Consider the following 24,533-nt stretch of genomic DNA (forward strand, 5'->3'; position numbering starts at 1 on the left):
AATAGTACTCTCCAAATAATTTGGGAGGCGCAAAGGCCTCCCAAACAGGTCACCCGTTTAAGGGACCGTTAAGCGATAGTACGCTGGATTTCAATGATTTCAAACACTTCGATCATATCGCCAGGGCGCACATCGTTATAGTTGCGGACGCCGATACCACACTCCATGCCGTTGCGGACTTCGTTAACGTCATCTTTGAAGCGGCGCAGGGATTCCAGTTCGCCTTCATAGATAACCACGTTGTCGCGCAGCACGCGGATGGGATTGTGACGCTTGATATTACCTTCAGTCACCATACAGCCGGCAATAGCACCGAACTTCGGTGATTTAAAGACATCACGCACTTCAGCCAGGCCAATAATCTGCTGCTTGTATTCAGGCGCAAGCATACCGCTCATCGCCTGTTTCACTTCATCAATCAGATTATAGATGACGGAGTAGTAGCGCAGATCCAGGCTTTCAGCGTCAATGACGCGACGGGCAGAAGCATCAGCACGCACGTTGAAGCCGATAAGGATAGCGTTTGACGCCGCCGCCAGCGTGGCATCGGTTTCGGTGATCCCACCTACGCCGGAGCCGACGATTTTAACTTTAACTTCTTCCGTGGAGAGTTTCTGGAGAGAGTCAGCGATAGCTTCAACCGAACCCTGCACGTCTGCTTTCATCACGATGTTCAGTTCGGAAACTTCGCCTTCGGTCATGTTCGCAAACATGTTCTCCAGCTTGGATTTCTGCTGACGTGCCAGTTTAACTTCGCGGAATTTGCCCTGACGATACAGTGCCACTTCGCGCGCTTTCTTCTCGTCACGCACGACGGTTGCTTCGTCACCGGCGGCAGGCACACCTGAAAGACCGAGGATCTCAACGGGGATCGACGGACCGGCTTCCAGAACTTCACGTCCCAGTTCGTCGCGCATGGCACGAACGCGGCCGTATTCAAAGCCGCACAGCACGATGTCGCCTTTATTCAGCGTACCTTCGCGCACCAGTACGGTAGCAACCGGGCCGCGGCCTTTATCCAGGAAGGATTCAATGACCACGCCGCTCGCCATGCCCTGACGTACTGCGGTCAGTTCAAGCACTTCCGCCTGTAGCAGGATAGCGTTCAGAAGATCGTCAATACCCGTTCCGGCTTTCGCTGAAACGCTGACGAACATGTTTTCGCCGCCCCACTCTTCCGGGATGATACCGTACTGAGTCAGTTCGTTTTTAACGCGGTCCGGGTCCGCTTCCGGTTTATCGACCTTGTTCACCGCAACCACAACCGGCACTTTCGCCGCTTTGGCGTGCTGGATTGCTTCGATGGTCTGAGGCATCACGCCATCGTCAGCAGCCACAACCAGAATAACGATATCCGTTGCCTGCGCACCACGAGCACGCATGGCGGTAAACGCGGCGTGACCTGGGGTATCAAGGAACGTCACCATGCCGTTATCGGTTTCGACGTGGTAAGCACCGATGTGCTGGGTAATGCCGCCCGCTTCGCCGGAGGCAACCTTGGTGGAACGAATGTAATCCAGCAGCGAGGTTTTACCGTGGTCAACGTGGCCCATGATGGTCACGACCGGTGCACGAGATTCCATTGCCGCATCGGTATCACGATCGCTCATTACCGCTTCTTCCAGTTCGTTCTCGCGGCGAAGGGTCACTTTGTGTCCCATCTCCTCGGCAACCAGCTGTGCGGTTTCCTGATCGATAACCTGATTAATGGTGGCCATGGCGCCCATTTTCATCATCACTTTGATGACCTGAGAGCCTTTCACCGCCATTTTGTTAGCCAGTTCGGCAACGGTAACGGTTTCGCCGATGACCACATCGCGGTTAACCGCCTGCGCAGGCTTGTTGAAGCCCTGTTGCAGCGTACTTGGCTTGCGCTTGCCGCCTTTGCCACCGCGGAACTGCGCACGGGCTTCTTCGCGATCGGTTTTCGCTTCCGAATGCTTATTGCCTTTCTTGCGCTGCGGTGCTTTCGCAGGGCGCGCGGCGCGCGTACGGCGGTCGCCTTCAACCTGCGCGTCGTTTTCGTCTTCGGCCGCGCGCGCATGGGTTGAGGTGGTTACGTGATAGTCAGACGTATCCTCAACGACTTTCTCCGCTGCCGCCCACTCTTCGCCTTTCTCTTCGGCCATTTTGCGGGCTTCTTCCGCTACGCGCTTCGCGTTCTCTTCGATTTTACGACGCGCTTCTTCTTCAGCTTTACGCTTCAGTTCAGCGGCTTCTGCTTCACGGCGGGCTTTGTCGGACTGCGAAGCCTTCGTGGTTTCGTCGGTATGTTGATTGCTCACTTTGTCTTTTTCCGCTGCTGCACGTTTGGCCTTGTCTGCGGCCTCACGTTTAGCGTGCTCCTCGGCTTCACGTTTCGCTTTTTCTTGAGCTTCGCGTTTGGCTTTTTCTTCAGCCTCGCGATGAGCCAGTTCTTCCGCTTCACGCTGCGCCTGCTCTTCTGCTTCCGCCTGTGCGGCTTCGGCAGGATCGCCTTTCACATAGGTGCGCTTTTTGCGGACTTCGATCTGTACGGATTTACTTTTACCCCCGGTGCCGGGAATATTCAAGGTGCTGCGCGTTTTACGCTGCAAAGTCAGTTTTCCCGTACCGCCGCTATGATCGCGGTTCAGGTGGTTCAGGAGCGTTTCTTTTTCATGCTGCGTCACAGAATCTGTTTCAGACTTACGGATCCCTGCATCAGCAAACTGCTGTACCAGGCGTTCTACCGGGGTCTGAATTTCTGCGGCCAGCGATTTTACGGTTACATCTGTCATGCTGTTCCTTCCTGCTACAGTTTATTACGCGTCGTCGCCGAACCAGCAGATATTACGTGCGGCCATAATCAGCTCGCCTGCCTGCTCATCGCTCAGGCCATCAATATCTGTCAGGTCGTCAACGCCCTGCTCGGCAAGATCTTCCAGCGTGCAAACGCCGATCTTAGCCAGCCTGTATGCCAGCTCGCGATCAAGACCTTCCAGGTTTAGCAAATCTTCAGCCGGCTGGTTGTCGCCCAGGCTTTCTTCTTTCGCCAGCGCAAGGGTGGTTAACGCATTTTTCGCCCGATCGCGCAGCGCTTCTACCGTCTCTTCATCCAGACCGTCGATTTGCAGCAGTTCATTGATCGGCACATAGGCCAGCTCTTCCAGCGAAGAGAAGCCCTCTTCAACCAGAACGGTGGCAAACTCCTCGTCAATATCGAGGTGTCGGGTAAAGACGTCGATGGCGGCATGGGCTTCAGCCTGATGCTTCGCTTGCAGGTCGTCAACCGTCATCACGTTCAGCTCCCAGCCGCTAAGCTGCGAAGCCAGACGCACGTTCTGGCCGTTACGGCCAATCGCCTGAGCCAGGTTTCCGGCTTCAACGGCGATATCCATGGTGTGATTGTCCTCATCCACCACGATAGACGCGACATCCGCCGGGGCCATTGCATTGATCACGAACTGAGCCGGGTTATCGTCCCACAGCACAATATCAATACGTTCGCCGCCCAGCTCGCTGGACACCGCCTGAACGCGCGCACCGCGCATCCCTACGCAGGCGCCGACCGGATCGATACGCTTGTCGTTGGTTTTCACCGCGATTTTAGCGCGTGAGCCGGGATCGCGCGCGGCGGCTTTAATTTCAATCACTTCTTCGCCGATTTCCGGCACTTCAATGCGGAAAAGTTCGATCAGCATCTCAGGTTTAGAGCGGCTGACGAACAGTTGCGCACCGCGTGCTTCGGGACGAACGTCGTAAAGCACGCCGCGAATACGGTCGCCCGGACGGAAGTTTTCGCGCGGCAGCATGTCTTCACGAATGATGACCGCTTCCGCACTGGTGTTCGAACCGTCAGCCGGACGAACTTCCAGGGAAATATTGTCGCGGTTAACTTTTTTCACCACGCCGGTGATAATTTCACCCTGGTTCTCGCGGAACTGGTCAACAACCATTGCGCGCTCGGCTTCGCGCACTTTCTGCACGATAACCTGTTTTGCGGTCTGGGTGGTGATACGGTCAAAGGTAACAGACTCGATCTGGTCTTCAACAAACTCGCCAACGTTAAAGGATTCATCCTCAAAGCGTGCCGCTTCCAGCGTAATCTCACGCGTTGGCATGGTCACTTCTTCAACAATAACCCAGCGGCGGAAGGTGTCAAAATCACCACTTTTACGATCGATGCTGACGCGAACGTCAATTTCCTGCTCATATTTTTTCTTGGTCGCCGTGGCCAGCGCGCTCTCCAACGCTTCAAAAATCTTCTCGCGCGGGAGTGACTTCTCGTTAGATACGGCCTCGACTACAGCTAAGATCTCTTTGTTCATCCTGGTATGCCTCAATCCGGACGTTTAAAAGTGGGGGACCAGGTTCGCCTTCTGGATATTACTCAGCGCGAACACTTCGTCTTTACCCTCAACGGCTACAGTGATCATCTCACCTTCAACAGATTTAATGATTCCCTGCCATTTGCGGCGGTTCTGAACGGCCATACGCAGCACAAGGCTCACTTCTTCGCCAATAAAACGAGCATAGTGCTCAGCAGTGAAGAGAGGGCGCTCAAGGCCTGGCGAGGAGACTTCAAGGTTATAAGCAACAGTAATCGGATCTTCAACATCAAATACTGCGCTTACCTGATGACTAACATCAGCACAATCGTCAACAGTGATGCCATTTTCACTATCAATATAGATGCGCAGAGTAGAAGTGCGCCCGCGCACAAACTCGATACCGACCAGTTCATAGCCCAGGGCTTCAACCGGTGCTGAAATCAACGCTGTTAATTTTTGCTCTAATGTGGACAATCCCACCCCCAAGACATAAAAAAAGGGCTTAATAGCCCAGTATGCTGTTTCCTGATAACAAAAAACCCCGATAAATCGGGGCTTAATGCGACTGGACCCTGTACGCCATCACTGGCGGTTCGGCACAATCCAAAAGAATTTTTTTCAAAATTAACTATAGCTAACTGTGCCGCATACTGCATACAGTATATTTGAAAAAGAACTCTAAGGGAAAGTGGTTGCGGGGGCCGGATTTGAACCGACGACCTTCGGGTTATGAGCCCGACGAGCTACCAGGCTGCTCCACCCCGCGTCCGAAAACGTGGCAAATACTACGCCGATCTTGCAGAAAATGCAAGCAAAACTGAGATTTGGTACCGAGGACGGGACTTGAACCCGTAAGCCCATGCGGGCACTACCACCTCAAGGTAGCGTGTCTACCAATTCCACCACCACGGCACTAAAGATTGCGACTTACTCTTACTTAACTCAACATCTTACTGTGGGATATCGCTACCCGGCGCGGCCGGTTTCGCTGGCTGGCTCTGCTGCTGTTGGGCAGGCTGAGACAGATTTTCCCACTCGCTTCCTTTCTGCGTTTTGTTGCTATTCAGGTTACCAAGAATCAGGCTGAAGATGAAGAACAACGTCGCCAGCACTGCGGTCATTCGGGTCATAAAGTTGCCAGAACCGTTAGAACCAAACAGCGTTGCGGACGAGCCTGCACCGAATGACGCGCCCATATCAGCGCCTTTACCCTGTTGCAGCATGATCAGACCTACAAGGCCAATCGCTACAAGAAGGAAAACTACTAAAAGAGCTTCGTACATATTAACCTGTTCCTTGTACGTTAACCGTACAGTAATAGCTTCAAACCAGTCAGAGAAATAGCATTGCTGCTACCCATCAGAAGCGGGTGAGAATACTAACCAAAGCGCGCACCCTACGCAAGGGCAATTTATCACGCGGCTGCTGATTGCAGAAAAAAGCGGCAGAAGCGATGTTTTACCTCAAAAACTTACCCGCAACCGCTGCTTATTTGCGCGACTTGCTTTAAAAAAGCAATACCGAGTGAATAACGCTATACCGCTTTGACGGCATCGGCAATACGATGCGCCAGCGCGGTAACCTGCGCCTCATCTTCACCCTCAACCATCACCCGAATCAACGGTTCGGTTCCGGATTTACGTAACAGTACGCGACCACGGCCATGCAGTTCGTGCTCCACCTCTGCCGTTACCGCTTTTACCGTTTCGTTTTCAAGCGGGTCCGTTGCGCCGCTGAAGCGAACATTCACCAGGATCTGCGGCAGCAGCTTCATGCCGCTGCAAAGGTCGTGCAGGCTCATATGGCTGCGCACCATAGCCGACAACACCTGCAAACCAGCGACAATGCCATCGCCGGTGGTGGTTTTATCCAGCAGGATCACATGGCCTGAGTTTTCCGCGCCCAGTCGCCAGCCCTTCTCCTGAAGTTTTTCCAGCACGTAGCGGTCGCCTACCTTAGCGCGAACAAAAGGAATGCCGAGCTGCTTCAGAGCCAACTCCAGCCCCATATTGCTCATCAGCGTGCCCACCACGCCGCCACGCAACTGCCCTTCACGCAGCCCTTCGCGCGCGATGATATAGAGGATCTGATCGCCATCCACTTTGTGCCCCAGATGATCAACCATCATGATGCGGTCACCGTCACCGTCGTAGGCCAGGCCGATATCGGCTTTCTCCGCCAGCACGCGCGCCTGAAGCTGGCGTACATCCGTCGCGCCGCACTCTTTATTGATATTCATGCCGTCCGGCTGCACGCCAAGAGTAATCACCGTTGCGCCCAGTTCGCGCAGAACGTTTGGCGCAATGTGATAAGTTGCGCCATTAGCACAATCAACCACGACTTTCAGACCGCTAAGGCTGAGCTGGCTGGGAAACGTGCCCTTACAGAATTCGATATAACGTCCGGCGGCATCGACAATGCGGCTGGCGCGACCCAGTTCCGCCGAGTCCACGCAGGTAATCGGTTTTTCCATTTCCGCTTCGATGGCTTCTTCCACATCATCGGGCAGCTTTGTACCCTCAATAGAGAAGAACTTGATGCCGTTGTCATCAAAGGGATTATGCGAGGCGGAAATAACAATGCCCGCCTCAGCGCGGAAGGTACGCGTCAGATAGGCGATGGCGGGCGTCGGCATCGGGCCGGTGAACGCAGCAGACAGGCCGGCAGCGGCAAGGCCGGCTTCCAGCGCCGACTCCAGCATGTAGCCTGAAATGCGCGTATCTTTGCCAATAATGATTTTTTTCGAGCCGTTTCGGGCCAGAACTTTACCGGCGGCCCAGCCCAGCTTCAGCACGAAGTCCGGCGTGATTGGTGCTTCACCGACTCTGCCGCGAATACCATCTGTACCAAAATATTTACGATTGCTCATAGACCCTTCATTTTTAAAATTGAGATGCGTTGCCGTTTATCCTCTTGCGCTGAGCGTTGCTTCAACCACGCGCATCGCCTCAACCGTTTCTTTTACATCATGCACCCGCAGAATATGCGCGCCCTGCATGGCGGCAATGGTTGCGCAGGCAAGGCTGCCGTTCAGCCGCTGGGACGGGCCAACGTTAAGCAGTTGACCAATCATGCTCTTGCGCGACATCCCCACCAGCAGCGGAAGCCCGTGGCGATGAAAATCGGCCAGATGCGCCAGAAGCTGATAATTATGAGAGAGATTCTTACCGAAACCAAATCCGGGATCGAGCAGCAGTTGCTGTTTTTTGATCCCTGCCGCCTCACAACGTGCGATCTGCCCGACAAAAAAGTCATCCACTTCCTGCAAGACATTGGAATAGTCAGGTGCCTGCTGCATGTTGCGCGGTTCGCCCTGCATATGCATCAGGCAAACCGGCAGACCGCTCTCCGCTGCCGCAGACAGGGCGCCGGGCATCTGAAGCGAGCGGATATCGTTGATCATGTGCGCGCCGACATGCGCCGAGGCGCTGATCACCTCTGGCCGCGACGTATCAACGGAAATCCAGACCTCAAAGCGCTGTGCTATCGCCTCAACAACCGGTATCACGCGCTCAAGTTCCTGTTCAACGCTCACCTCACCGGCGCCGGGCCGGGTCGACTCGCCGCCGATATCAATAATGGTCGCACCGGCATTGATCATCGCATTGGCATGCGTGAGTGCGGGGATCAGATCGTTATGCTTTCCGCCATCGGAAAAGGAATCCGGTGTCACATTTAAAATGCCCATTACATGGGGATGTGACAGATCGAGAACGGATTCTCTGGCGTAAAGCTTCATGGCGTCTCCGGTTGGCGTTAATAAGTGATTTCGCTATTTTAGCGGCTGTGAAGATATAAAAAACCCCGGTCTGCGCCGGGGTTTTGTTATTACGTCATTGTCTGGAGACGTTTCGGTCATCCAGCCAGTGATTACATGGTGTTGCCTGGGTTTGGCGTACGCGGTTCATCAACCGGACGCGGTGCCTTAGGCGAGCCGTTGTCGGAGTTGTCAGAGCTGCCTGGCTCTTCCCAACCCGCAGGCGGACGCACTTCACGGCGCGCCATCAGGTCGTCGATCTGCGGCGCATCAATGGTTTCATACTTCATCAGCGCGTCTTTCATCGTGTGAAGAATGTCCAGATTTTCATTAAGAATGCGACGCGCGCGCTGGTAGTTGCCTTCGATCAGCAGTTTTACTTCCTGATCGATAATGCGCGCGGTTTCATCCGACATGTGTTTCGCTTTAGCCACTGAACGGCCAAGGAACACTTCGCCTTCTTCTTCCGCATAGAGCAACGGCCCCAGTTTTTCTGAGAAGCCCCATTGCGTAACCATGTTACGTGCAATTGACGTAGCAACTTTAATGTCGTTTGATGCGCCGGTTGAAACATGCTCAGAACCGTAGATGATCTCTTCCGCCAGTCGACCGCCGTAGAGCGTAGAGATCTGGCTCTCCAGCTTCTGACGGCTCGCACTGATGGCATCGCCTTCCGGCAGGAAGAACGTGACACCCAGCGCGCGACCACGCGGAATAATCGTCACTTTATGAACCGGATCGTGCTCAGGCACCAGGCGACCGATGATCGCATGCCCCGCTTCATGATACGCGGTGGATTCTTTCTGCGCTTCGGTCATCACCATGGAGCGACGTTCCGCACCCATCATGATCTTATCTTTCGCTTTTTCGAATTCGACCATTGATACCACGCGACGGTTGCCACGCGCGGCAAACAGCGCCGCTTCGTTCACCAGGTTCGCCAGGTCAGCACCGGAGAAGCCCGGCGTACCGCGCGCAATGATTGCCGCATCAATATCGGTAGCCAGCGGTACGCGACGCATATGCACTTTCAGGATCTGCTCACGACCGCGCACGTCAGGCAGGCCCACAACAACCTGACGGTCGAAGCGGCCAGGACGCAGCAGCGCCGGATCAAGCACGTCTGGACGGTTTGTCGCCGCGATGACGATAATGCCTTCATTGCCTTCAAAGCCGTCCATCTCAACCAGCATCTGGTTCAGGGTTTGCTCACGCTCATCGTGACCGCCGCCCAATCCTGCGCCACGCTGGCGTCCTACGGCATCGATCTCATCGATAAAGATAATGCACGGCGCGGCTTTTTTCGCCTGCTCGAACATATCGCGAACGCGCGAGGCGCCGACGCCGACAAACATTTCAACGAAGTCGGAACCGGAAATGGTAAAGAAAGGCACTTTTGCTTCGCCGGCAATGGCTTTTGCCAGCAGCGTTTTACCCGTTCCCGGCGGGCCAACCATCAGCACGCCCTTGGGAATTTTACCGCCCAACTTCTGGAAACGGCTTGGCTCACGCAGGTAGTCAACCAGCTCGCTCACTTCTTCTTTCGCTTCGTCGCAGCCTGCAACGTCAGCAAAGGTCGTTTTGATCTGATCTTCCGTCAGCATGCGGGCTTTACTTTTACCGAAGGACATCGCGCCCTTGCCGCCGCCGCCCTGCATCTGCCGCATGAAGAAGATCCAGACGCCAATCAGTAACAGCATTGGGAACCACGAAATGAAGATTGATGCCAACAGGCTCGGTTCTTCAGGCGGTTCACCCACTACTTTTACGTTTTTAGTCAACAGGTTATCGAGCAACTTGGGATCGTTGACGGGTATATAGGTCGTATATCGATTACTGTCTTTTTTGGTAACGTTGATTTCACGTCCGTTAATACGCGCTTCACGGACCTGATCCTGGTTCACTTCCGACAGGAAGGTTGAGTAATCAACCCTACGGCCATTCGACTCGCTGGGCCCAAAACTCTGGAAAACAGACATCAGCACAACTGCGATGACTAGCCAGAGGATCAGGTTTTTCGCCATGTCACTCAAGGGATTAACCTCTTATTACAACTGTGTTAACAGACAGCGTAGGGTACTATATATCCGTCATACTTGGAATCGCTGCGGCGTCGCCTGCGTTCGTTCACCCAACTCACCTACCTGCGTAAGCTCACCGGAATGCACTACGTGTCGCCTTTCGGCGAATCCAACTATTTTGGCTATAATTTGCGCCCTGTCGCTACAATATACACTTCGCGCGAACGTGAGCGCGAAGCGTCCGGCTTACGAATTTTTACCTTCGTAAACAGGGAGCGAATTTCCCGGAGGTAATCTTCAAAACCATCTCCCTGAAATACCTTTACTAAAAAACTGCCGCCGGGTGCCAGTACATCGCGGCACATTTCCAACGCCAGCTCGACCAGATACATTGCGCGGGGAATATCCACCGCTGGCGTACCGGTCATGTTGGGCGCCATATCTGACATCACAACCTGAACTTTTTTATCCCCAACGCGTTCCAGCAGAGCGTTTAGTACGGCTTCCTCGCGGAAATCACCCTGAAGGAAGTCAACGCCAACAATGGGGTCCATGGGTAAAATATCGCAGGCGATAACCCGACCTTTGGCGCCAATCTGCGTGACCACATACTGCGACCAGCCGCCGGGCGCGGCACCGAGGTCAACTATCGTCATTCCCGGTTTAAACAGCTTGTCAGCCTGCTGTATTTCATCAAGTTTAAACCAGGCACGCGAGCGTAGCCCTTTTTTCTGCGCCTGAAGCACATATTTATCGCTAAAATGTTCATGCAACCAGCGGCTGGAGCTGGCCGAACGCTTTTTACCAGTCATAAAATTTCCAATGACGATTCAACGTATGCGATAAATAAACCGCGCAAATCAGAATGCCGATTTGGTGATACAAGAGACATGGCGGTAGAATGACCCGTTTTCAATCCCAATGTAAGTAAAAAATACGATGAATCTGAGTACCAAACAAAAACAGCACCTGAAAGGGCTGGCTCACCCGTTGAAACCTGTCGTGATGCTGGGTAATAACGGCCTGACAGAAGGCGTGCTGGCCGAAATTGAACAGGCGCTGGAACACCACGAGCTGATTAAAGTTAAAGTCGCCACGGAAGACCGTGAAACGAAAGCGCTTGTGGTCGACGCCATCGTGCGTGAAACCGGTGCAGCGAACGTACAGGTCATCGGCAAGACGCTGGTGCTGTATCGTCCCACCAAAGAACGAAAAATCGTCATTCCACGCTAAGATGCAGCGCGGAGAAAATGCCACGCTCCCGATGCTGATAAAAGGCCGCTCTGCGGCCTTTTTCTTTTCTTTACATTGTACGCCCTGCCTGCGGCGAGAGATTCAGAGGTATTCCACCTTCAAAATCTCATACTCTACGTCGCCGCCCGGCGTTTTGATCACCGTAATGTCATCAACTTCTTTACCAATCAGGCCGCGCGCCATCGGCGAATTGACAGAGATCAGATTCTGTTTAAAATCTGCCTCATCATCACCCACGATGCGGTAGGTGGACTCTTCGTCGCTGTCCAGATTGAGGACGGTCACCGTAGAGCCAAAGATCACCCGGCCATTTGCACTCATTTTTGAGATGTCTATTACCTGCGCATTAGACAACTTTGCCTCGATTTCCTGAATACGACCTTCACAGAAGCCCTGCTCTTCGCGCGCGGCATGGTATTCTGCGTTCTCTTTCAGGTCGCCGTGTTCACGTGCTTCGGCGATTGAGGCGATAATTCTGGGGCGTTTAATGGTTTTCAGCTCTTCGAGCTCTTCACGCAGCTTTTCTGCGCCCCTTAGCGTCATCGGAATCTGATTCATTTCAATACCTCGTTAACTCTGTCCTGTGCGGAATGTTGTCATCCTGACAGGTTGATACAGAAAAAGCGTTCTGCGGCGCTCACCTCTAAATTACAAACGAAAAAAAACCCGACCCTGAGACATGCCCTGGGCCCGGCAGGTTTTGCATTTTGATACGTATTTTACCTCAGAGTTCCTTATGGGTCATCGTTTACTTTCCACCTTGATGCACCGTAGTATGACAGCATCACCCGTCAGTTAACGCGAGATTATGCGATTTTCACGAATTTTTAGCGGCCTGGCCTGCGCATTTATGCTGAATGCACACGCGGCACAGGTTGAAAACTACACACAATATCTACCCGACGGCGCAAACCTGGCGTTAATGGTACAAAAAATAGGCGCACCCGCACCCTCTGTCGATTATCACAGTAAGCAGATGGCTCTGCCCGCCAGTACGATGAAGGTGGTAACGGCACTGGCCGCGCTGTTACAGCTGGGGCCTGATTTTCGCTTTCATACCCAACTTGAAAGCAAGGGTAGCCTGCGCGGCGGCACGCTTAATGGCGATCTGGTGGCGCGCTTTGGCGGCGATCCAACCCTGACGCGTCAGGATCTGCGCAATATGGTCAACAGTTTGAAAAAACAGGGTGTGCAGCATATTGATGGCAATCTGGTTATCGACACGTCCGTGTTCGCCAGCCACGACAAGGCGCCGGGCTGGCCGTGGAATGATATGACGCAGTGCTTCAGCGCGCCGCCTGCGGCCGCTATCGTGGATCGTAACTGCTTCTCCGTTTCGCTTTACAGCGCGCCAACGGCGGGCGACAAAGCCTTTATTCGCGTGGCCTCTTATTATCCGGTAAATATGTTCAGCGAAGTGCGTACGCTGGCGCGTGGCTCGGCGGAAGCGCAGTACTGCGAACTGGATGTGGTGCCGGGCGAACTTAACCGCTTTACCTTAACCGGCTGCATGTCGCAGCGATCTGAGCCTCTGCCTATGGCGTTTGCCATTCAGGACGGCGCCAGCTATGCCGGTGCGCTGCTGAAAGCGGAGTTGCAGGAGGCGGGTATTGATTACACCGGGCATCTGGTGCGCCAGACGCAGGCGACCCAGCCTGCAACGGTGCTGGCGGAAACACAATCCGCGCCGCTGCATGACCTGCTGAAAATCATGTTGAAAAAATCCGATAACATGATCGCCGATACGGTTTTTCGTACCATTGGTCGCGAACGCTTTGGCGTGCCGGGCACCTGGCGCGCAGGCTCGGATGCGGTACGGCAGATCATGCGGCAGAAAGCCAATATTGATATGGGCAACAGTATCCAGGTGGACGGCTCCGGCCTTTCACGTCACGATCTGATTTCGCCAGATACCATGATGCAGGTATTGCAGTACATTGCCAAAAATGACCAGCAGTTAAATTTTATCTCAATGCTGCCGCTGGCAGGCTACGACGGCACGCTTCGCTATCGTGGCGGTCTGCACGAAGCGGGCGTTGATGGCAAGGTGTCGGCCAAAACGGGCTCGCTTCAGGGCGTGTATAATCTTGCCGGTTTTATGACCACGGCCAGCGGGCAGCGCGTCGCCTTTGTACAGTTTCTTTCGGGCTACGCCGTACCGCCGCAGGATCACAAACAGCGCCGCATTCCTCTGGTGCGTTTTGAAAGCCGACTGTATAAAGACGTCTATCAAAACAACTGATCATCGCAGTGCTACGGTACAAAAGAAAAAGGGGCATCGATATGCCCCTTCAGATCAGCGCTTGTAGATGATTTCGACGCCTTCGTCGTCCTCATCGTCCCAGTCGTCATCCCAGTCATCGTCTTCCGCTTCTACCGCCGCTTCAGCCTCTTCGATCTGCTGGCGATGGTAATCATCCCACATAAACTCAACCTTCTCAGGCGGCGTTGCCTCGGGTTCAGCCTCTTTAGGATTGGCATTAATGAATGACATCACGTCCCAACACAGCGGCGTGGCACCCACGCGATTCGCCGCGGAGATCAGATAGTACTTCTCCGTCCAGCCCAGCGCATCGGCAATGGCTTTGGCGCGCGCTTCCGCCTCTTCCTGATCCAACAGGTCGATTTTGTTGAACACCAGCCAGCGCGGCTTGTTAAACAGCTTCTCGCTGTATTTCTCAAGTTCGCCAAGGATCACACGGGCGTTCTCCACCGGATCGGACTCATCAACAGGCGCGAGGTCGATCAGATGCAGCAGCACGCGACAGCGCTCCAGATGCTTCAGAAAGCGAATGCCTAAACCCGCGCCGTCTGAAGCGCCTTCGATCAGGCCCGGAATGTCGGCGATCACAAAGCTCTGCTCATTATCCATGCGCACCACACCGAGGCTTGGCACCAGCGTGGTGAAGGGATAGTCAGCCACTTTCGGTTTGGCGGCGGAAACGGCACGAATAAAGGTGGATTTCCCCGCGTTTGGCAGCCCGAGCATGCCAACGTCAGCCAGCAGCAGCAGTTCCAGTTGCAGATCGCGCTTTTCTCCCGGCGTACCCATCGTTTTCTGACGCGGCGTACGGTTAACGGAGGATTTGAAGCGGGTATTGCCCAGGCCATGCCAGCCGCCCTTCGCCACCATCTGCATCTGACCATGATGGGTCATGTCGCCCAGCGTCTCGCCGGTGCCCTGATCGATAATACGCGTTCCGACCGGGACTTTGATTACGATGTCCTTGCCGCGTTTACCGGTACAGTCGCGACTTTGGCCGTTCTGTCCACGCTCGGCGCGGAAGGATTTTTCAAAACGGTAGTCGATCAGCGTGTTGAGGTTTTCATCAGCCTGCATGTAGACGTCGCCGCCGTCGCCGCCGTCGCCGCCGTCAGGGCCGCCTCTCGGAATATATTTTTCACGGCGGAAACTGACGCAGCCGTTGCCGCCATCGCCCGCAGCGACGAGGATCGTCGCTTCATCAACAAACTTCATGTTACTTCTCCGTAAATCATTCGCCCGCAGCCGGTAACGACGGGCCGGGGGAGAGGATCGTCACCGCAAAAGTAATACGAGGTGACGAAGCGTCCGGCGCAGCAAACGTGTGTTGCGTCGGTCTCCAGAGCAGGTTCCGCCGTAACAACGCGTTTAACTGAATATAAAGTGTACAGCAAGCCAGTCAATCTGCGGGCCATAACAGCCATGCCGCAGATCAGAAATACAGAATGTAAAAAGCCCCGCCATCATAGCGGGGCTTTTCAATTCGCTACCAGGAGCGATGCTGCCATCGCTCTCAGACTCGAAAACCTTACTCAGCAACGATGCTGATGTATTTACGGTTGTTCGGGCCTTTAACTTCGAATTTCACTTTACCGTCTGCTGTTGCAAACAGCGTGTGGTCACGGCCACAGCCTACGTTGGTGCCCGCGTGGAATTTAGTGCCACGCTGACGAACGATGATGCTGCCTGCCAGTACGGCTTCGCCGCCAAAACGTTTAACGCCCAGGCGTTTTGCATTGGAATCGCGACCATTTCGAGTGGAGCCGCCAGCCTTTTTGTGTGCCATTTGTCAGAACTCCTCTTAGGCGCTGATACCAGTGATCTTAACATCAGTAAACCACTGACGATGACCCTGCTGCTTACGGTAATGCTTACGACGGCGAAACTTAACGATTTTGATTTTATCGCCACGACCGTGAGCAACGATTTCTGCTTTAATCACACCACCTGAAACTAACGGCGCGCCGATAGTCACATCATCGCCATTAGCGATCATCAGAACCTGGTCGAACTCAATGGTTTCGCCGGTTGCGATGTCCAGCTTTTCCAGGCGAACGGTCTGACCTTCGCTTACTCGGTGTTGTTTACCACCACTTTGGAAAACCGCGTACATATAAACTCCGCTTTCGCGCTTGCCGTCTTGGTTTCAGGCTGCGCTATAAATATTCACAATAGGGCGCGAATTCTACGCAACTTCCGGAGGAATGACAAGAGCCTGTTGCGCGGTATTGCAGAAAAAAACGCAAAGCAAATGCAAACGTTCCACAGCGGTCATTTTCAAGTACAATCTGTAATACATTCCATGCCGCAGGCACCGGTAAAGCCGCTTATCATAACAGCATAATGAGCAATAGCTGAAAAGACTGATGAACTTAGAACAGATAAACGAACTCACCGCGCAGGATATGGCGGACGTCAATGCAACCATACTGGAGCAGTTGAACTCTGAGGTTTCCCTCATCAATCAACTGGGGTTCTACATCGTCAGCGGCGGAGGCAAACGCATTCGTCCGATGATTGCGATTCTCGCTGCCAGAGCGCTCAATTACAGCGGTTCGCATCACATCACCGTTGCTGCCCTGATCGAATTTATTCATACCGCCACGCTGCTGCACGACGACGTGGTTGACGAATCAGATATGCGACGCGGCAAGGCGACGGCAAATGCCGCTTTCGGCAATGCCGCCAGCGTTCTTGTCGGCGATTTTATCTATACCCGCGCCTTCCAGATGATGACCAGCATCGGCTCGCTGCGCGTGCTTGCACTGATGTCGGAAGCCGTTAATGTGATCGCGGAAGGCGAAGTGTTACAGCTGATGAACTGCAACGATCCTGATATCACCGAAGAGAGCTACATGCGGGTGATATACAGCAAAACCGCGCGCTTGTTTGAGGCCGCCGCGCAATCCTCTGCCATTCTGGCCTCCGCCACGCCTGAGCAGGAAGAAGCGTTGCAGGATTACGGGCGCTTTATCGGCACGGCCTTTCAGCTGATCGACGATTTGCTGGATTACAGTGCGGATGGTCAGACGTTAGGGAAAAACGTCGGCGACGACCTCAGTGAAGGCAAACCGACGCTTCCGCTGCTGCATGCCATGCGTCACGGCACCCCGGCGCAGTCCGCTATGATCCGTGGAGCCATCGAGCAGGGAAACGGTCGCCATTTGCTGGAATCCGTGCTGGAAACCATGCGGCAGTGCGGCTCACTGGAGTGGACGCGCAAAGCGGCGGAACGGGAAGCAGATAAAGCCATCGCGGCCCTGAGCGCCCTGCCCGAGTCGCCGTGGCGCAGCGCGCTTGAATCGCTGGCGCATATGTCCGTACAGCGCGAATTTTAATTCCCTCAGCGCGGGCAACCGCGCTTCCCGCCTTAATTTTTGTAACTCCTTTTCGTTCTTCCCCTTCAGAAACGTTGCCGCTTCGTTGCATTTTTATGCGCTGAGTCACACAAAAACGAGATTTTGTGGAAAAAACTGGAAACTAAGCGCCAATAACAATATAGAATCATCCGGCTCTTTCATGCAATGTCCTGATTAATCATATTGATAATATGACATCACAACAGGAAACAAAATTACATAATCGAAAGATTTCATGTGTCCAAGGAGGAAAACACATGCTTGTAGCAAAACAAGACTGGCACAATGCAGACATTATCGCAGCGCTACACAAACGCGGCACTACGCTGGCGAGAGTCTCGCGCGAGGCAGGTTTAAGTTCATCAACGCTGGCAAACGCGCTGTTCCGCCCCTGGCCGAAAGGCGAGTGGCTGATTGCCGAGGCGTTACGGGTTCATCCGGCAGAGATCTGGCCCAGCCGCTATTATGATCCGCTCAGTCGTAAATTGATCGATCGTAAAGTACTGATCAGGAAAAGAAAGAGGCGGTAAAATTCACCGCCTCATGATGCAATGCTGATGGAGACAAACTTACTCTTCGCCGCTGATGCGTTCGATATTAGCGCCAAGGCCCCTGAGTTTGTCTTCAATGTGTTCATAGCCGCGATCGATATGATAGATGCGATCGACGATCGTGGTTCCCGCAGCAATGCATCCAGCTAACACCAGGCTCGCCGATGCGCGAAGATCGGTTGCCATTACCTGCGCACCGGAGAGCTTGTCCACGCCATGACAAATCAGCGTATTGCTTTCGATTTCCGCACGCGCGCCCATACGGATCAGCTCAGGTACGTGCATAAAACGATTTTCAAAGATGGTTTCGGTGATCACGCCTGTGCCTTCAGCCACCAGATTGAGCAGGCTGAACTGAGCCTGCATATCGGTCGGAAACCCCGGATGCGGTGCGGTGCGGAAGTTTACCGCTTTTGGCCGCCTGCCGTGCATATCCAGGCTTATCCAGTCCTCTCCCAGCTCGATATCCGCCCCCGCTTCGCGCAGCTTCGCCAGCACCGCGTCGAGGGTGTCCGGCTGCGTATTGCGGCAGAGCACCTTTCCGCCAGAAATCGCCGCGGCGATCAGAAACGTGCCGGTTTCAATGCGATCCGGCAGCACGCGCCAGGTCCCACCGCCAAGGCGTTCAACGCCTTCGATGGTGATGCGATCGCTGCCCGCGCCGCTGATTTTCGCGCCCAGCGTGTTAAGGAAATTCGCCGTATCGACGATTTCCGGCTCACGCGCGGCGTTTTCAATCACCGTTGTGCCGGTCGCCAGCGTGGCGGCGCTCATGATGGTCACGGTCGCGCCGACGCTGACCTTATCCATCACGATATGCGCGCCTTTCAGCCTGCCGTCAACGGCCGCTTTCACATAGCCCTCTTCCAGGGTGATTTCCGCGCCCAGCTGCTCCAGGCCAGAAATATGCAAGTCGACCGGACGCGCGCCGATAGCGCAGCCGCCCGGCAGAGAAACCTGCCCCTGGCCGAAGCGCGCTACCAGCGGGCCCAGCGCCCAGATAGAGGCACGCATGGTTTTCACCAGCTCATAAGGCGCGCAGTAAATATCAACGTTGCTGGCATCCAGATGGACTGAACCGTTGCGCTCAGTTTTTACGCCCAGCTGGCCGAGCAGTTTCATGGTGGTATCAATGTCCTTCAGCTTCGGGACATTTTGAATCTCTACCGGCTCTTCAGCCAGCAACGCGGCGAACAGGATCGGCAGCGCAGCATTTTTAGCGCCGGAAATTGTGACTTCTCCGCTTAAACGGGTCGGCCCCTGCACACGAAATTTATCCATTGCACCAGTTCTCTTAATCAACCATACAATGCTGCCTGCCTCACCGCACTCCGGGGCGATGATGACAGCAGCTTAAAAGCCGTTCAGCTTGCGATCGCGCGCCCACTCTTCAGGCGTATACGTTTTTATCGACACCGCGTGCATGCGGTTATCCGCAATATAGGGCATCAGCGGCGCATAAACCGTTTGCTGTTTTTTCACGCGGCTCAGTTCGCCGAAGAGTTCGCCAACGGCAATGACCTGAAAGTGGCTGCCATCGCCGGTGACATGTACTTCCTGGAGCGGCAGCGCGTCCATCAGCACGGTTTGAATTTCACTATTTTCCATGAGATCCGGATTAGGTTGTTTGAAACAGGCACACATCTTAGTGGAAAGCGCCGCTATCTTAAACAGGCAAAAAGCCTCTGACCATGCAGAGGCTTTTTCTGTTCATCGATTCGCGGTTTCTTTCAGGGACGGGACGCAATAATTTGCTGAAGGTTGTAGAGCGTAATCAGCGATTGCAGTTTATCGGTCACGCCGGTAAAGGCGGGCGTTTGTCCCTGGCGCTGCGCAATCTGCCGCAGGTGAACCAGCAGCGCCAGGCCCGCCGAATCGACGTGTTCAAGCGCTGAAACATCGATTGTATCGATCTGTTTCATTGATGTTTCCCGCTGCGCCCACAGCGGTGCGAGCGTGTCGCGGGTCAGAACGCCTGCCAGCGTGAGCTGACTGCCTTCGCTGCGCCAGTTAAGCTGCTCGTCCATTACTGCTGTTTATCCAACGTAATCGGCTGGTTTGCGTAGGATTTCAACAGTTGAGTCAGACCATCCACACCCTTCTGACGCAGCGTGTCGCTCCATTCGTTCTGCTTGGTGGTGATCATACTCACGCCTTCGGCAATCATGTCATACGCCTGCCATTCACCGTTGCGGCTGTTTTTACGCCACTGAAAATCCAGACGCACAGGAGGACGTCCGTTAGGATCGACGATGGTGACGCGAATCGCGATGATATTGGAGTCGGCGTACGACTGTTCGGGCGCAATCTGGTAGGTCTGTCCGTGGTAAAGGGCCAGCGCCTGACCGTAAGCCTGCGCCAGGTAATCGCCAAACGCCTTGAAGTAGGCTTCACGTTGCGCTGGCGTGGCATCTTTGTAGTAGCGTCCGAGCACTAATGCGCCCGCATATTTAATCTGTACGTAGGGCAGCAGCTCTTCACGGACGATCTGACGCAGATAGTTCGGATCCTGCTTGATTTTAGGCTGTTCCGTTTTAAGGCGGGTAAAGGTTTTGTCGGCCGCCTCGTTCATTAACTTATAAGGATTGGTTTGATCGGCCGCCGCGTGGGTGACAACAGGGGCAACAACCAGCATTGCCATGATCAGAAAACGTTTAAACATACCGGGCCCTCTTATGGATGAGTCGTTGCGTCAGGTGCAGGTTGCCCGCTGGCTTCCGGCGCCGTCGGCGATGCATTCTGTTTATCGTTGCCGTCACCGCTCTTGTACAGGAACTGCCCTATCAGGTCTTCCAGCACCATAGCGGATTTGGTGTCCTGGATGGCGCTGCCGTCTTTAAGCATAGCGGTTCCCATGTCAGGATCGTCAAAACCCACGTTCAGCGCCAGGTACTGCTCGCCCAGCAGGCCGGAGGTTCTGATAGCCAGCGAGCTGGTATCGGGCAGCTGATTATATTTTTCTTCAATGTCCATGGTGACGCGCGGCGACAACGTTTTGTCGTCCAGCGCAATGTCGGAAACGCGACCAATCACCACGCCGCCAATTTTCACCGGCGAGCCGGTTTTCAGGCCGCCGATATTATCGAAGGTGGCGTACAGCCGCCAGGTGGGCTCGTTACCTAATGACTTCAGATCCGCTACGCGCAGGCAGAGAAAAAGCGCCGCGCACAGCGCCAGCAGCAGAAACGCCCCAACCCAAATTTCGCTTTTTTTCGTTTGCATTACATCAGTTCCCAAACATCAGTGCCGTAAGCACAAAATCCAAACCGAGTACCGCCAGAGAAGCATGCACTACGGTACGCGTGGTCGCCCGACTGATCCCTTCCGACGTCGGGATGGCGTCGTAGCCGTTAAACAGCGCAATCCAGGTCACGGTGAAGGCAAAGACGGCGCTTTTAATGATGCAGTTAAGAATATCGGTACGCACATCCACCGCATTCTGCATCGCTGACCAGAAAAATCCGCTGTCGATCCCCTTCCAGCTCACGCCGACAATCACACCGCCCAGAATGCCCACCGCCACGAAGATCAGCGCCAGCAGCGGCATACTGATGAAGCCCGCCCAGAATCGGGGAGAGATAATCCGACGCAGCGGATCGACCGCCATCATCTCCATACTGGAGAGCTGTTCGGTGGCTTTCATCAGGCCGATTTCTGCCGTCAGGGCCGAGCCCGCGCGCCCAGCGAACAGCAGCGCCGTCACCACCGGCCCCAGCTCGCGCAGCAACGAAAGCGCCACCAGCATGCCAAGGCTGCTCTCCGCGCCATAGGTATTCAGCACCAGATAGCCCTGAAGCCCAAGCACCATCCCGATAAACAGGCCGGAAACAATGATAATCAGCAGCGACATCACGCCGATGCTGTAGAGCTGTTTTATTACCAGGGGCGCATGTTTACGAAAGCGAGGTATACCGAACAGCGCATGAAAAAGCATCAGCCCGGCACGGCCAAACGAGGCGCAGGTATTGATTCCCTGACGTCCCAGCGACGCCAGCGTTTGATAAAACATCACGCTAATAACTCCCTGAACCGGTCAGATCGTGCAGGTAATCCCCTGCGGGAAATCGGAACGGCACCGGCCCATCTGCAATGCCATCAATAAACTGCCGCACGCGGTCGTCGCTGTTTTCACGCAGCGCCTGTGCCGTTCCCTGGGCAATAACCTTCTGCCCGGCAATGATATAAGCGTAGTCGGCAATACTTAATACTTCGGGCACGTCGTGCGATACCACGATGCAGGTCATGCCAAGCGAATGGTTCAGTTCATCAATCAGCGCAACCAGCACGCCCATGGTGATGGGATCCTGCCCGACAAACGGCTCATCAAACATAATCAGCTCGGGTTCAAGCGCAATGGCCCTGGCCAGCGCCGCACGCCGCGCCATACCGCCTGACAGCTCCGAAGGCATCAGGTTCGCCGCGCCGCGCAGCCCGACGGCTTCCAGCTTCATCATCACCGTGCTGTGTAACAGCGCGGGCGGAAGCTGGGTATGTTCGCGCAGCGGCCAGGCCACGTTTTCAAAGACGGTCAGATCGGTAAACAGCGCGCCGGACTGAAACAGCATGCTCATTTTTTTCCGCGTTTCGTAGAGTCGCGCGCGCGAAAGGCGGGGAATGTTTTCGCCGTTAAACCAGATTTCACCGCTGTCCGGCTGAAGCTGACCACCGATCAATCGCAGCAGCGTGGTTTTACCGATACCCGATGGCCCCATGATGGCGGTGACCTTTCCTTTCGGCACCGTCAACGAGATATTGTCGAATACCGGCCGGCCGCTGCGGGCAAAGCTGACGCCGCGCACGTCCACCAAATTCGTCTCCGTCTGGCTCATAATGCTTATCATCCTCTTCTTCAGGCGGATTACGTATCTCCGATGGTAGCTTATTACCTACCGAATCGAATAGTTTTACAGAAACTTACCGCGCAGACGTGGCGAAAACTGGCATAAGTTTACTTTTTGCTTGCAGACCGTCAAAATTGCGGCACTTTCTGTTAACGCCCTGTTTTATCGTCATGTAAGGCGCGCGGCAATTATACCCGATCAAAGGATCTTTCATGTTCGTAGCTACAGCACTATTGATTATCGGTTTAGTTTTGCTGGTATATGGTGCAGATCGTCTGGTATTTAGCGCGGCCATCCTTTGCCGCTCGCTGGGCATTCCTCCGCTGATCATCGGCATGACGGTTGTCGGCATCGGCACCTCGCTGCCTGAACTCATCGTTGCGTTTTCCGCCGCCACGCACGGACAGATGGATATGGCTGTTGGCACCGCCGTCGGCTCCAATATTACTAATATCTTATTGATTGTCGGCGGCGCCGCGCTCTTTCATCCCCTCACCGTGCACTCCAACCTGGTGCGTCGCGAACTGCCGCTGATGCTGCTGGTCACCTTGCTGTGCGGCGTGGTGCTGTTTGATAACACCCTCAGCCGCAACGACGGCCTGGCGCTGATTGTTATCGCTCTGGCATGGCTACTGTTCATTATCAGAATCGCCCGGCGCGCCGAGCGTGATAACAATGACACGCTCACCCAGGAACAGCTCAAAGAACTGCCGCGCGATGAAACAGGCAACACCGTGGCTTTCCTGTGGCTGGCCGTAGCGCTGATTATTCTGCCGATGTCGACGCGCATGGTGATCGATAACGCCACCGTTATTGCCGACTATTTTGGCATCAGCGAGCTGATTATCGGCCTGACTCTGGTTTCCGTCGGCACCAGCCTGCCGGAGCTGGCAACGGTCATTGCCGGGGCGCTTAAGGGTGAAGACGATATTGCTATCGGCAATCTAATCGGCTCCAATATCTACAATATGGCTATCGTGCTGGGCGTACCTGCCTTAGTGCAGCCGGGCAGCATCGATCCGCAGGCGTTTTCGCGCGATTACTGGGTGATGCTGGGCGTCAGCGCGCTGTTTACCGTGCTGTGCTTACAGCGTGGCCGCCGTATCGGCAGAGCCGCTGGCGCGCTTCTTTTATGTGGCTTTGTGGCCTGGGTTGCTACGCTGTTCTGGCTGCCCTCGGCTACCCTCTGGTAAAGGATTGAAAACTATGTCACCGCAACCGCTCGACCCGAATTTTGATTTTCAACAGGCAGGCAAAGAGGTTCTTTCTATCGAGCGCGCGGGTCTGGAGCATCTCGATCAGTACATTAATCACGACTTTTCCCGGGCCTGTGAGCGCATTTACGGCTGCAAAGGCAAAGTGGTGGTGATGGGTATCGGCAAATCAGGCCATATTGGTAAAAAGATGGCGGCAACCTTCGCCAGTACCGGTACGCCCGCCTTTTTTGTTCATCCTGCCGAAGCCAGCCACGGCGATCTGGGCATGGTCAGCGCGGACGATGTGGTGATCGCCATCTCCAACTCAGGCGAGTCTGCTGAGATCCTCGCCCTGATCCCGGTGCTGAAACGCCTGCATGTGTTACTGATTTGTATGACCAGCCGACCGGAGAGCGCGATGGGGCGTGCTGCGGATATCCATCTCTGTGTTAAAGTACCGGAAGAAGCCTGTCCGCTGGGCCTGGCGCCAACCTCAAGCACCACCGCCACGCTGGTGATGGGCGATGCGCTGGCCGTTGCGCTGCTGAAGGCGCGTGGCTTTACCGCCGAAGATTTTGCGCTCTCTCATCCGGGCGGCGCGTTAGGTCGCAAGCTGTTGCTCACGGTTAATGACATCATGCACACGGGCGATGATATTCCTCACGTCAGCCACGATGCTTCATTACGTGATGCCCTGCTGGAGATCACCCGTAAAAACATGGGCATGACGGTGATCTGCAATGATTTAATGAAGATCGAAGGCGTATTCACCGATGGCGATCTCCGTCGCGTGTTTGATATGGGCATCGATATTCAGCATGCCGGCATCGCCAGCGTGATGACCAGCGGCGGCGTTCGGGTGCGGCCTAACACGCTGGCGGTGGAAGCGCTCAATCTGATGCAGAGCCGGAATATTACCGCCGTGATGGTCGCCGATGGCGATCGCCTGCTTGGCGTGGTGCATATGCATGACATGCTGCGCGCGGGCGTGGTTTAACG

25 protein-coding genes and 2 tRNA genes are annotated in these 24,533 nt (G+C 54.6%); 6 read left to right on the plus strand and 21 right to left on the minus strand.

Annotation, left to right across the window (positions count from 1 at the left end; translation table 11 throughout):
* Positions 1–68 precede the first annotated feature (68 nt).
* From infB to rlmE, 10 genes are all read right to left on the minus strand, one after another.
* On the minus strand, positions 69–2,759 hold the full coding sequence (gene infB, locus FA91_RS16005; RefSeq protein ID WP_034917244.1) for a translation initiation factor IF-2: 2,691 nt from the start codon (positions 2,757–2,759) through the stop codon (positions 69–71).
* Positions 2,760–2,783: 24 nt separating this feature from the next.
* Complete coding sequence (gene nusA / locus FA91_RS16010; RefSeq protein WP_034917246.1) at positions 2,784–4,289, minus strand: transcription termination factor NusA; 1,506 nt, start codon at positions 4,287–4,289, stop codon at positions 2,784–2,786.
* Between the two features lie 24 nt (positions 4,290–4,313).
* Positions 4,314–4,766 carry a ribosome maturation factor RimP gene (rimP, locus tag FA91_RS16015; RefSeq protein ID WP_034917247.1) on the minus strand — a complete coding sequence of 151 codons (453 nt, stop codon included), beginning with the start codon at positions 4,764–4,766 and terminating at the stop codon, positions 4,314–4,316.
* A gap of 215 nt (positions 4,767–4,981) precedes the next feature.
* A tRNA-Met gene (locus FA91_RS16020) sits at positions 4,982–5,058 on the minus strand.
* 59 nt (positions 5,059–5,117) lie between these two features.
* Positions 5,118–5,204 (minus strand) — tRNA-Leu (locus tag FA91_RS16025).
* A 38-nt stretch (positions 5,205–5,242) separates the two neighbouring features.
* Positions 5,243–5,575: a preprotein translocase subunit SecG gene (secG, locus tag FA91_RS16030; RefSeq protein ID WP_034917249.1), complete on the minus strand. Its 333-nt coding sequence runs from the start codon at positions 5,573–5,575 to the stop codon at positions 5,243–5,245.
* Between the two features lie 251 nt (positions 5,576–5,826).
* The gene (gene glmM / locus FA91_RS16035; protein WP_034917252.1) at positions 5,827–7,161 is read right to left on the minus strand and encodes a phosphoglucosamine mutase; all 1,335 of its coding nucleotides are present in this window, start codon (positions 7,159–7,161) and stop codon (positions 5,827–5,829) included.
* A 36-nt stretch (positions 7,162–7,197) separates the two neighbouring features.
* Positions 7,198–8,031: a dihydropteroate synthase gene (folP, locus tag FA91_RS16040; RefSeq protein WP_034917254.1), complete on the minus strand. Its 834-nt coding sequence runs from the start codon at positions 8,029–8,031 to the stop codon at positions 7,198–7,200.
* A gap of 131 nt (positions 8,032–8,162) precedes the next feature.
* Positions 8,163–10,073 carry an ATP-dependent zinc metalloprotease FtsH gene (ftsH, locus tag FA91_RS16045; RefSeq protein WP_034917257.1) on the minus strand — a complete coding sequence of 637 codons (1,911 nt, stop codon included), beginning with the start codon at positions 10,071–10,073 and terminating at the stop codon, positions 8,163–8,165.
* A gap of 179 nt (positions 10,074–10,252) precedes the next feature.
* Complete coding sequence (gene rlmE, locus FA91_RS16050) at positions 10,253–10,882, minus strand: 23S rRNA (uridine(2552)-2'-O)-methyltransferase RlmE (RefSeq protein ID WP_034917259.1); 630 nt, start codon at positions 10,880–10,882, stop codon at positions 10,253–10,255.
* Between the two features lie 127 nt (positions 10,883–11,009).
* Here rlmE and yhbY point away from each other — a divergent pair, with 127 nt between their 5' ends.
* On the plus strand, positions 11,010–11,303 hold the full coding sequence (gene yhbY, locus FA91_RS16055; RefSeq protein WP_034917262.1) for a ribosome assembly RNA-binding protein YhbY: 294 nt from the start codon (positions 11,010–11,012) through the stop codon (positions 11,301–11,303).
* 102 nt (positions 11,304–11,405) lie between these two features.
* Here the strand turns inward: yhbY and greA are convergent, their stop codons facing one another.
* The gene (greA, locus tag FA91_RS16060) at positions 11,406–11,882 is read right to left on the minus strand and encodes a transcription elongation factor GreA (RefSeq protein WP_034917263.1); all 477 of its coding nucleotides are present in this window, start codon (positions 11,880–11,882) and stop codon (positions 11,406–11,408) included.
* A 250-nt stretch (positions 11,883–12,132) separates the two neighbouring features.
* Here greA and dacB point away from each other — a divergent pair, with 250 nt between their 5' ends.
* Positions 12,133–13,566, plus strand: a complete 1,434-nt coding sequence (gene dacB / locus FA91_RS16065) for a serine-type D-Ala-D-Ala carboxypeptidase (RefSeq protein WP_034917266.1) — start codon at positions 12,133–12,135, stop codon at positions 13,564–13,566.
* A 54-nt stretch (positions 13,567–13,620) separates the two neighbouring features.
* On the opposite strand, the gene cgtA is transcribed toward dacB, so the two are convergent.
* The 3 genes from cgtA to rplU all read right to left on the minus strand — a co-directional run bounded on the left by cgtA (position 13,621) and on the right by rplU (position 15,700).
* A complete protein-coding gene (gene cgtA / locus FA91_RS16070; RefSeq protein WP_034917268.1) occupies positions 13,621–14,802 on the minus strand; it encodes an Obg family GTPase CgtA in 1,182 nt (393 codons plus the stop codon).
* Between the two features lie 313 nt (positions 14,803–15,115).
* A complete protein-coding gene (rpmA, locus tag FA91_RS16075) occupies positions 15,116–15,373 on the minus strand; it encodes a 50S ribosomal protein L27 (protein WP_034890467.1) in 258 nt (85 codons plus the stop codon).
* Positions 15,374–15,388: 15 nt separating this feature from the next.
* Positions 15,389–15,700 carry a 50S ribosomal protein L21 gene (rplU, locus tag FA91_RS16080; RefSeq protein WP_034917271.1) on the minus strand — a complete coding sequence of 104 codons (312 nt, stop codon included), beginning with the start codon at positions 15,698–15,700 and terminating at the stop codon, positions 15,389–15,391.
* 253 nt (positions 15,701–15,953) lie between these two features.
* Here rplU and ispB point away from each other — a divergent pair, with 253 nt between their 5' ends.
* Positions 15,954–16,925: an octaprenyl diphosphate synthase gene (ispB, locus tag FA91_RS16085; RefSeq protein WP_034917274.1), complete on the plus strand. Its 972-nt coding sequence runs from the start codon at positions 15,954–15,956 to the stop codon at positions 16,923–16,925.
* 278 nt (positions 16,926–17,203) lie between these two features.
* Complete coding sequence (locus FA91_RS16090) at positions 17,204–17,476, plus strand: helix-turn-helix transcriptional regulator (RefSeq protein WP_034917276.1); 273 nt, start codon at positions 17,204–17,206, stop codon at positions 17,474–17,476.
* 39 nt (positions 17,477–17,515) lie between these two features.
* On the opposite strand, the gene murA is transcribed toward FA91_RS16090, so the two are convergent.
* The 7 genes from murA to mlaF all read right to left on the minus strand — a co-directional run bounded on the left by murA (position 17,516) and on the right by mlaF (position 22,326).
* Positions 17,516–18,778, minus strand: a complete 1,263-nt coding sequence (gene murA, locus FA91_RS16095; RefSeq protein WP_034917279.1) for a UDP-N-acetylglucosamine 1-carboxyvinyltransferase — start codon at positions 18,776–18,778, stop codon at positions 17,516–17,518.
* A 72-nt stretch (positions 18,779–18,850) separates the two neighbouring features.
* Entirely contained in the window at positions 18,851–19,105 is a 255-nt protein-coding gene (gene ibaG / locus FA91_RS16100; protein WP_034917280.1) for a BolA family iron metabolism protein IbaG, read from the minus strand.
* Between the two features lie 122 nt (positions 19,106–19,227).
* Positions 19,228–19,524: a lipid asymmetry maintenance protein MlaB gene (gene mlaB / locus FA91_RS16105; RefSeq protein ID WP_034917282.1), complete on the minus strand. Its 297-nt coding sequence runs from the start codon at positions 19,522–19,524 to the stop codon at positions 19,228–19,230.
* Positions 19,524–20,159, minus strand: coding sequence for a phospholipid-binding protein MlaC (mlaC, locus tag FA91_RS16110; protein WP_034917284.1), 636 nt, complete (start codon positions 20,157–20,159; stop codon positions 19,524–19,526). The genes mlaB and mlaC overlap by 1 nt, the downstream gene beginning before the upstream one ends.
* Before the next feature lie 11 nt (positions 20,160–20,170).
* Positions 20,171–20,719: an outer membrane lipid asymmetry maintenance protein MlaD gene (gene mlaD, locus FA91_RS16115; protein ID WP_034917286.1), complete on the minus strand. Its 549-nt coding sequence runs from the start codon at positions 20,717–20,719 to the stop codon at positions 20,171–20,173.
* Positions 20,720–20,723: 4 nt separating this feature from the next.
* A complete protein-coding gene (mlaE, locus tag FA91_RS16120; protein ID WP_034919448.1) occupies positions 20,724–21,506 on the minus strand; it encodes a lipid asymmetry maintenance ABC transporter permease subunit MlaE in 783 nt (260 codons plus the stop codon).
* Positions 21,507–21,510: 4 nt separating this feature from the next.
* Positions 21,511–22,326, minus strand: coding sequence for a phospholipid ABC transporter ATP-binding protein MlaF (gene mlaF, locus FA91_RS16125; RefSeq protein ID WP_034919450.1), 816 nt, complete (start codon positions 22,324–22,326; stop codon positions 21,511–21,513).
* Between the two features lie 224 nt (positions 22,327–22,550).
* On the opposite strand from mlaF, the gene FA91_RS16130 reads away from it, so the two are divergent.
* Positions 22,551–23,531, plus strand: coding sequence for a calcium/sodium antiporter (locus FA91_RS16130; RefSeq protein WP_034917289.1), 981 nt, complete (start codon positions 22,551–22,553; stop codon positions 23,529–23,531).
* 13 nt (positions 23,532–23,544) lie between these two features.
* Positions 23,545–24,531, plus strand: a complete 987-nt coding sequence (gene kdsD, locus FA91_RS16135; protein WP_034917291.1) for an arabinose-5-phosphate isomerase KdsD — start codon at positions 23,545–23,547, stop codon at positions 24,529–24,531.
* Positions 24,532–24,533: the final 2 nt, after the last annotated feature.

Origin of the sequence: Erwinia sp. 9145 (assembly GCF_000745075.1) — a bacterium.
Classification (GTDB): domain Bacteria; phylum Pseudomonadota; class Gammaproteobacteria; order Enterobacterales; family Enterobacteriaceae; genus Erwinia; species Erwinia oleae.

Excerpts from the sequence above, each read along its gene's own strand:
- rlmE (WP_034917259.1), bottom strand. The coding sequence starts at position 10,882 with ATGACTGGTAAAAAGCGTTCGGCCAGCTCCAGCCGCTGGTTGCATGAA.
- mlaC (WP_034917284.1), bottom strand. The coding sequence starts at position 20,159 with ATGTTTAAACGTTTTCTGATCATGGCAATGCTGGTTGTTGCCCCTGTT.
- cgtA (WP_034917268.1), bottom strand. The coding sequence starts at position 14,802 with ATGAAGTTTGTTGATGAAGCGACGATCCTCGTCGCTGCGGGCGATGGC.
- mlaF (WP_034919450.1), bottom strand. The coding sequence starts at position 22,326 with ATGAGCCAGACGGAGACGAATTTGGTGGACGTGCGCGGCGTCAGCTTT.
- mlaE (WP_034919448.1), bottom strand. The coding sequence starts at position 21,506 with ATGTTTTATCAAACGCTGGCGTCGCTGGGACGTCAGGGAATCAATACC.
- yhbY (WP_034917262.1), top strand. The coding sequence starts at position 11,010 with ATGAATCTGAGTACCAAACAAAAACAGCACCTGAAAGGGCTGGCTCAC.
- secG (WP_034917249.1), bottom strand. The coding sequence starts at position 5,575 with ATGTACGAAGCTCTTTTAGTAGTTTTCCTTCTTGTAGCGATTGGCCTT.
- ispB (WP_034917274.1), top strand. The coding sequence starts at position 15,954 with ATGAACTTAGAACAGATAAACGAACTCACCGCGCAGGATATGGCGGAC.
- folP (WP_034917254.1), bottom strand. The coding sequence starts at position 8,031 with ATGAAGCTTTACGCCAGAGAATCCGTTCTCGATCTGTCACATCCCCAT.
- mlaD (WP_034917286.1), bottom strand. The coding sequence starts at position 20,719 with ATGCAAACGAAAAAAAGCGAAATTTGGGTTGGGGCGTTTCTGCTGCTG.
- rplU (WP_034917271.1), bottom strand. The coding sequence starts at position 15,700 with ATGTACGCGGTTTTCCAAAGTGGTGGTAAACAACACCGAGTAAGCGAA.
- murA (WP_034917279.1), bottom strand. The coding sequence starts at position 18,778 with ATGGATAAATTTCGTGTGCAGGGGCCGACCCGTTTAAGCGGAGAAGTC.
- ibaG (WP_034917280.1), bottom strand. The coding sequence starts at position 19,105 with ATGGAAAATAGTGAAATTCAAACCGTGCTGATGGACGCGCTGCCGCTC.
- FA91_RS16130 (WP_034917289.1), top strand. The coding sequence starts at position 22,551 with ATGTTCGTAGCTACAGCACTATTGATTATCGGTTTAGTTTTGCTGGTA.
- greA (WP_034917263.1), bottom strand. The coding sequence starts at position 11,882 with ATGAATCAGATTCCGATGACGCTAAGGGGCGCAGAAAAGCTGCGTGAA.
- kdsD (WP_034917291.1), top strand. The coding sequence starts at position 23,545 with ATGTCACCGCAACCGCTCGACCCGAATTTTGATTTTCAACAGGCAGGC.
- nusA (WP_034917246.1), bottom strand. The coding sequence starts at position 4,289 with ATGAACAAAGAGATCTTAGCTGTAGTCGAGGCCGTATCTAACGAGAAG.
- mlaB (WP_034917282.1), bottom strand. The coding sequence starts at position 19,524 with ATGGACGAGCAGCTTAACTGGCGCAGCGAAGGCAGTCAGCTCACGCTG.
- dacB (WP_034917266.1), top strand. The coding sequence starts at position 12,133 with ATGCGATTTTCACGAATTTTTAGCGGCCTGGCCTGCGCATTTATGCTG.
- infB (WP_034917244.1), bottom strand. The coding sequence starts at position 2,759 with ATGACAGATGTAACCGTAAAATCGCTGGCCGCAGAAATTCAGACCCCG.
- ftsH (WP_034917257.1), bottom strand. The coding sequence starts at position 10,073 with ATGGCGAAAAACCTGATCCTCTGGCTAGTCATCGCAGTTGTGCTGATG.
- glmM (WP_034917252.1), bottom strand. The coding sequence starts at position 7,161 with ATGAGCAATCGTAAATATTTTGGTACAGATGGTATTCGCGGCAGAGTC.
- FA91_RS16090 (WP_034917276.1), top strand. The coding sequence starts at position 17,204 with ATGCTTGTAGCAAAACAAGACTGGCACAATGCAGACATTATCGCAGCG.
- rpmA (WP_034890467.1), bottom strand. The coding sequence starts at position 15,373 with ATGGCACACAAAAAGGCTGGCGGCTCCACTCGAAATGGTCGCGATTCC.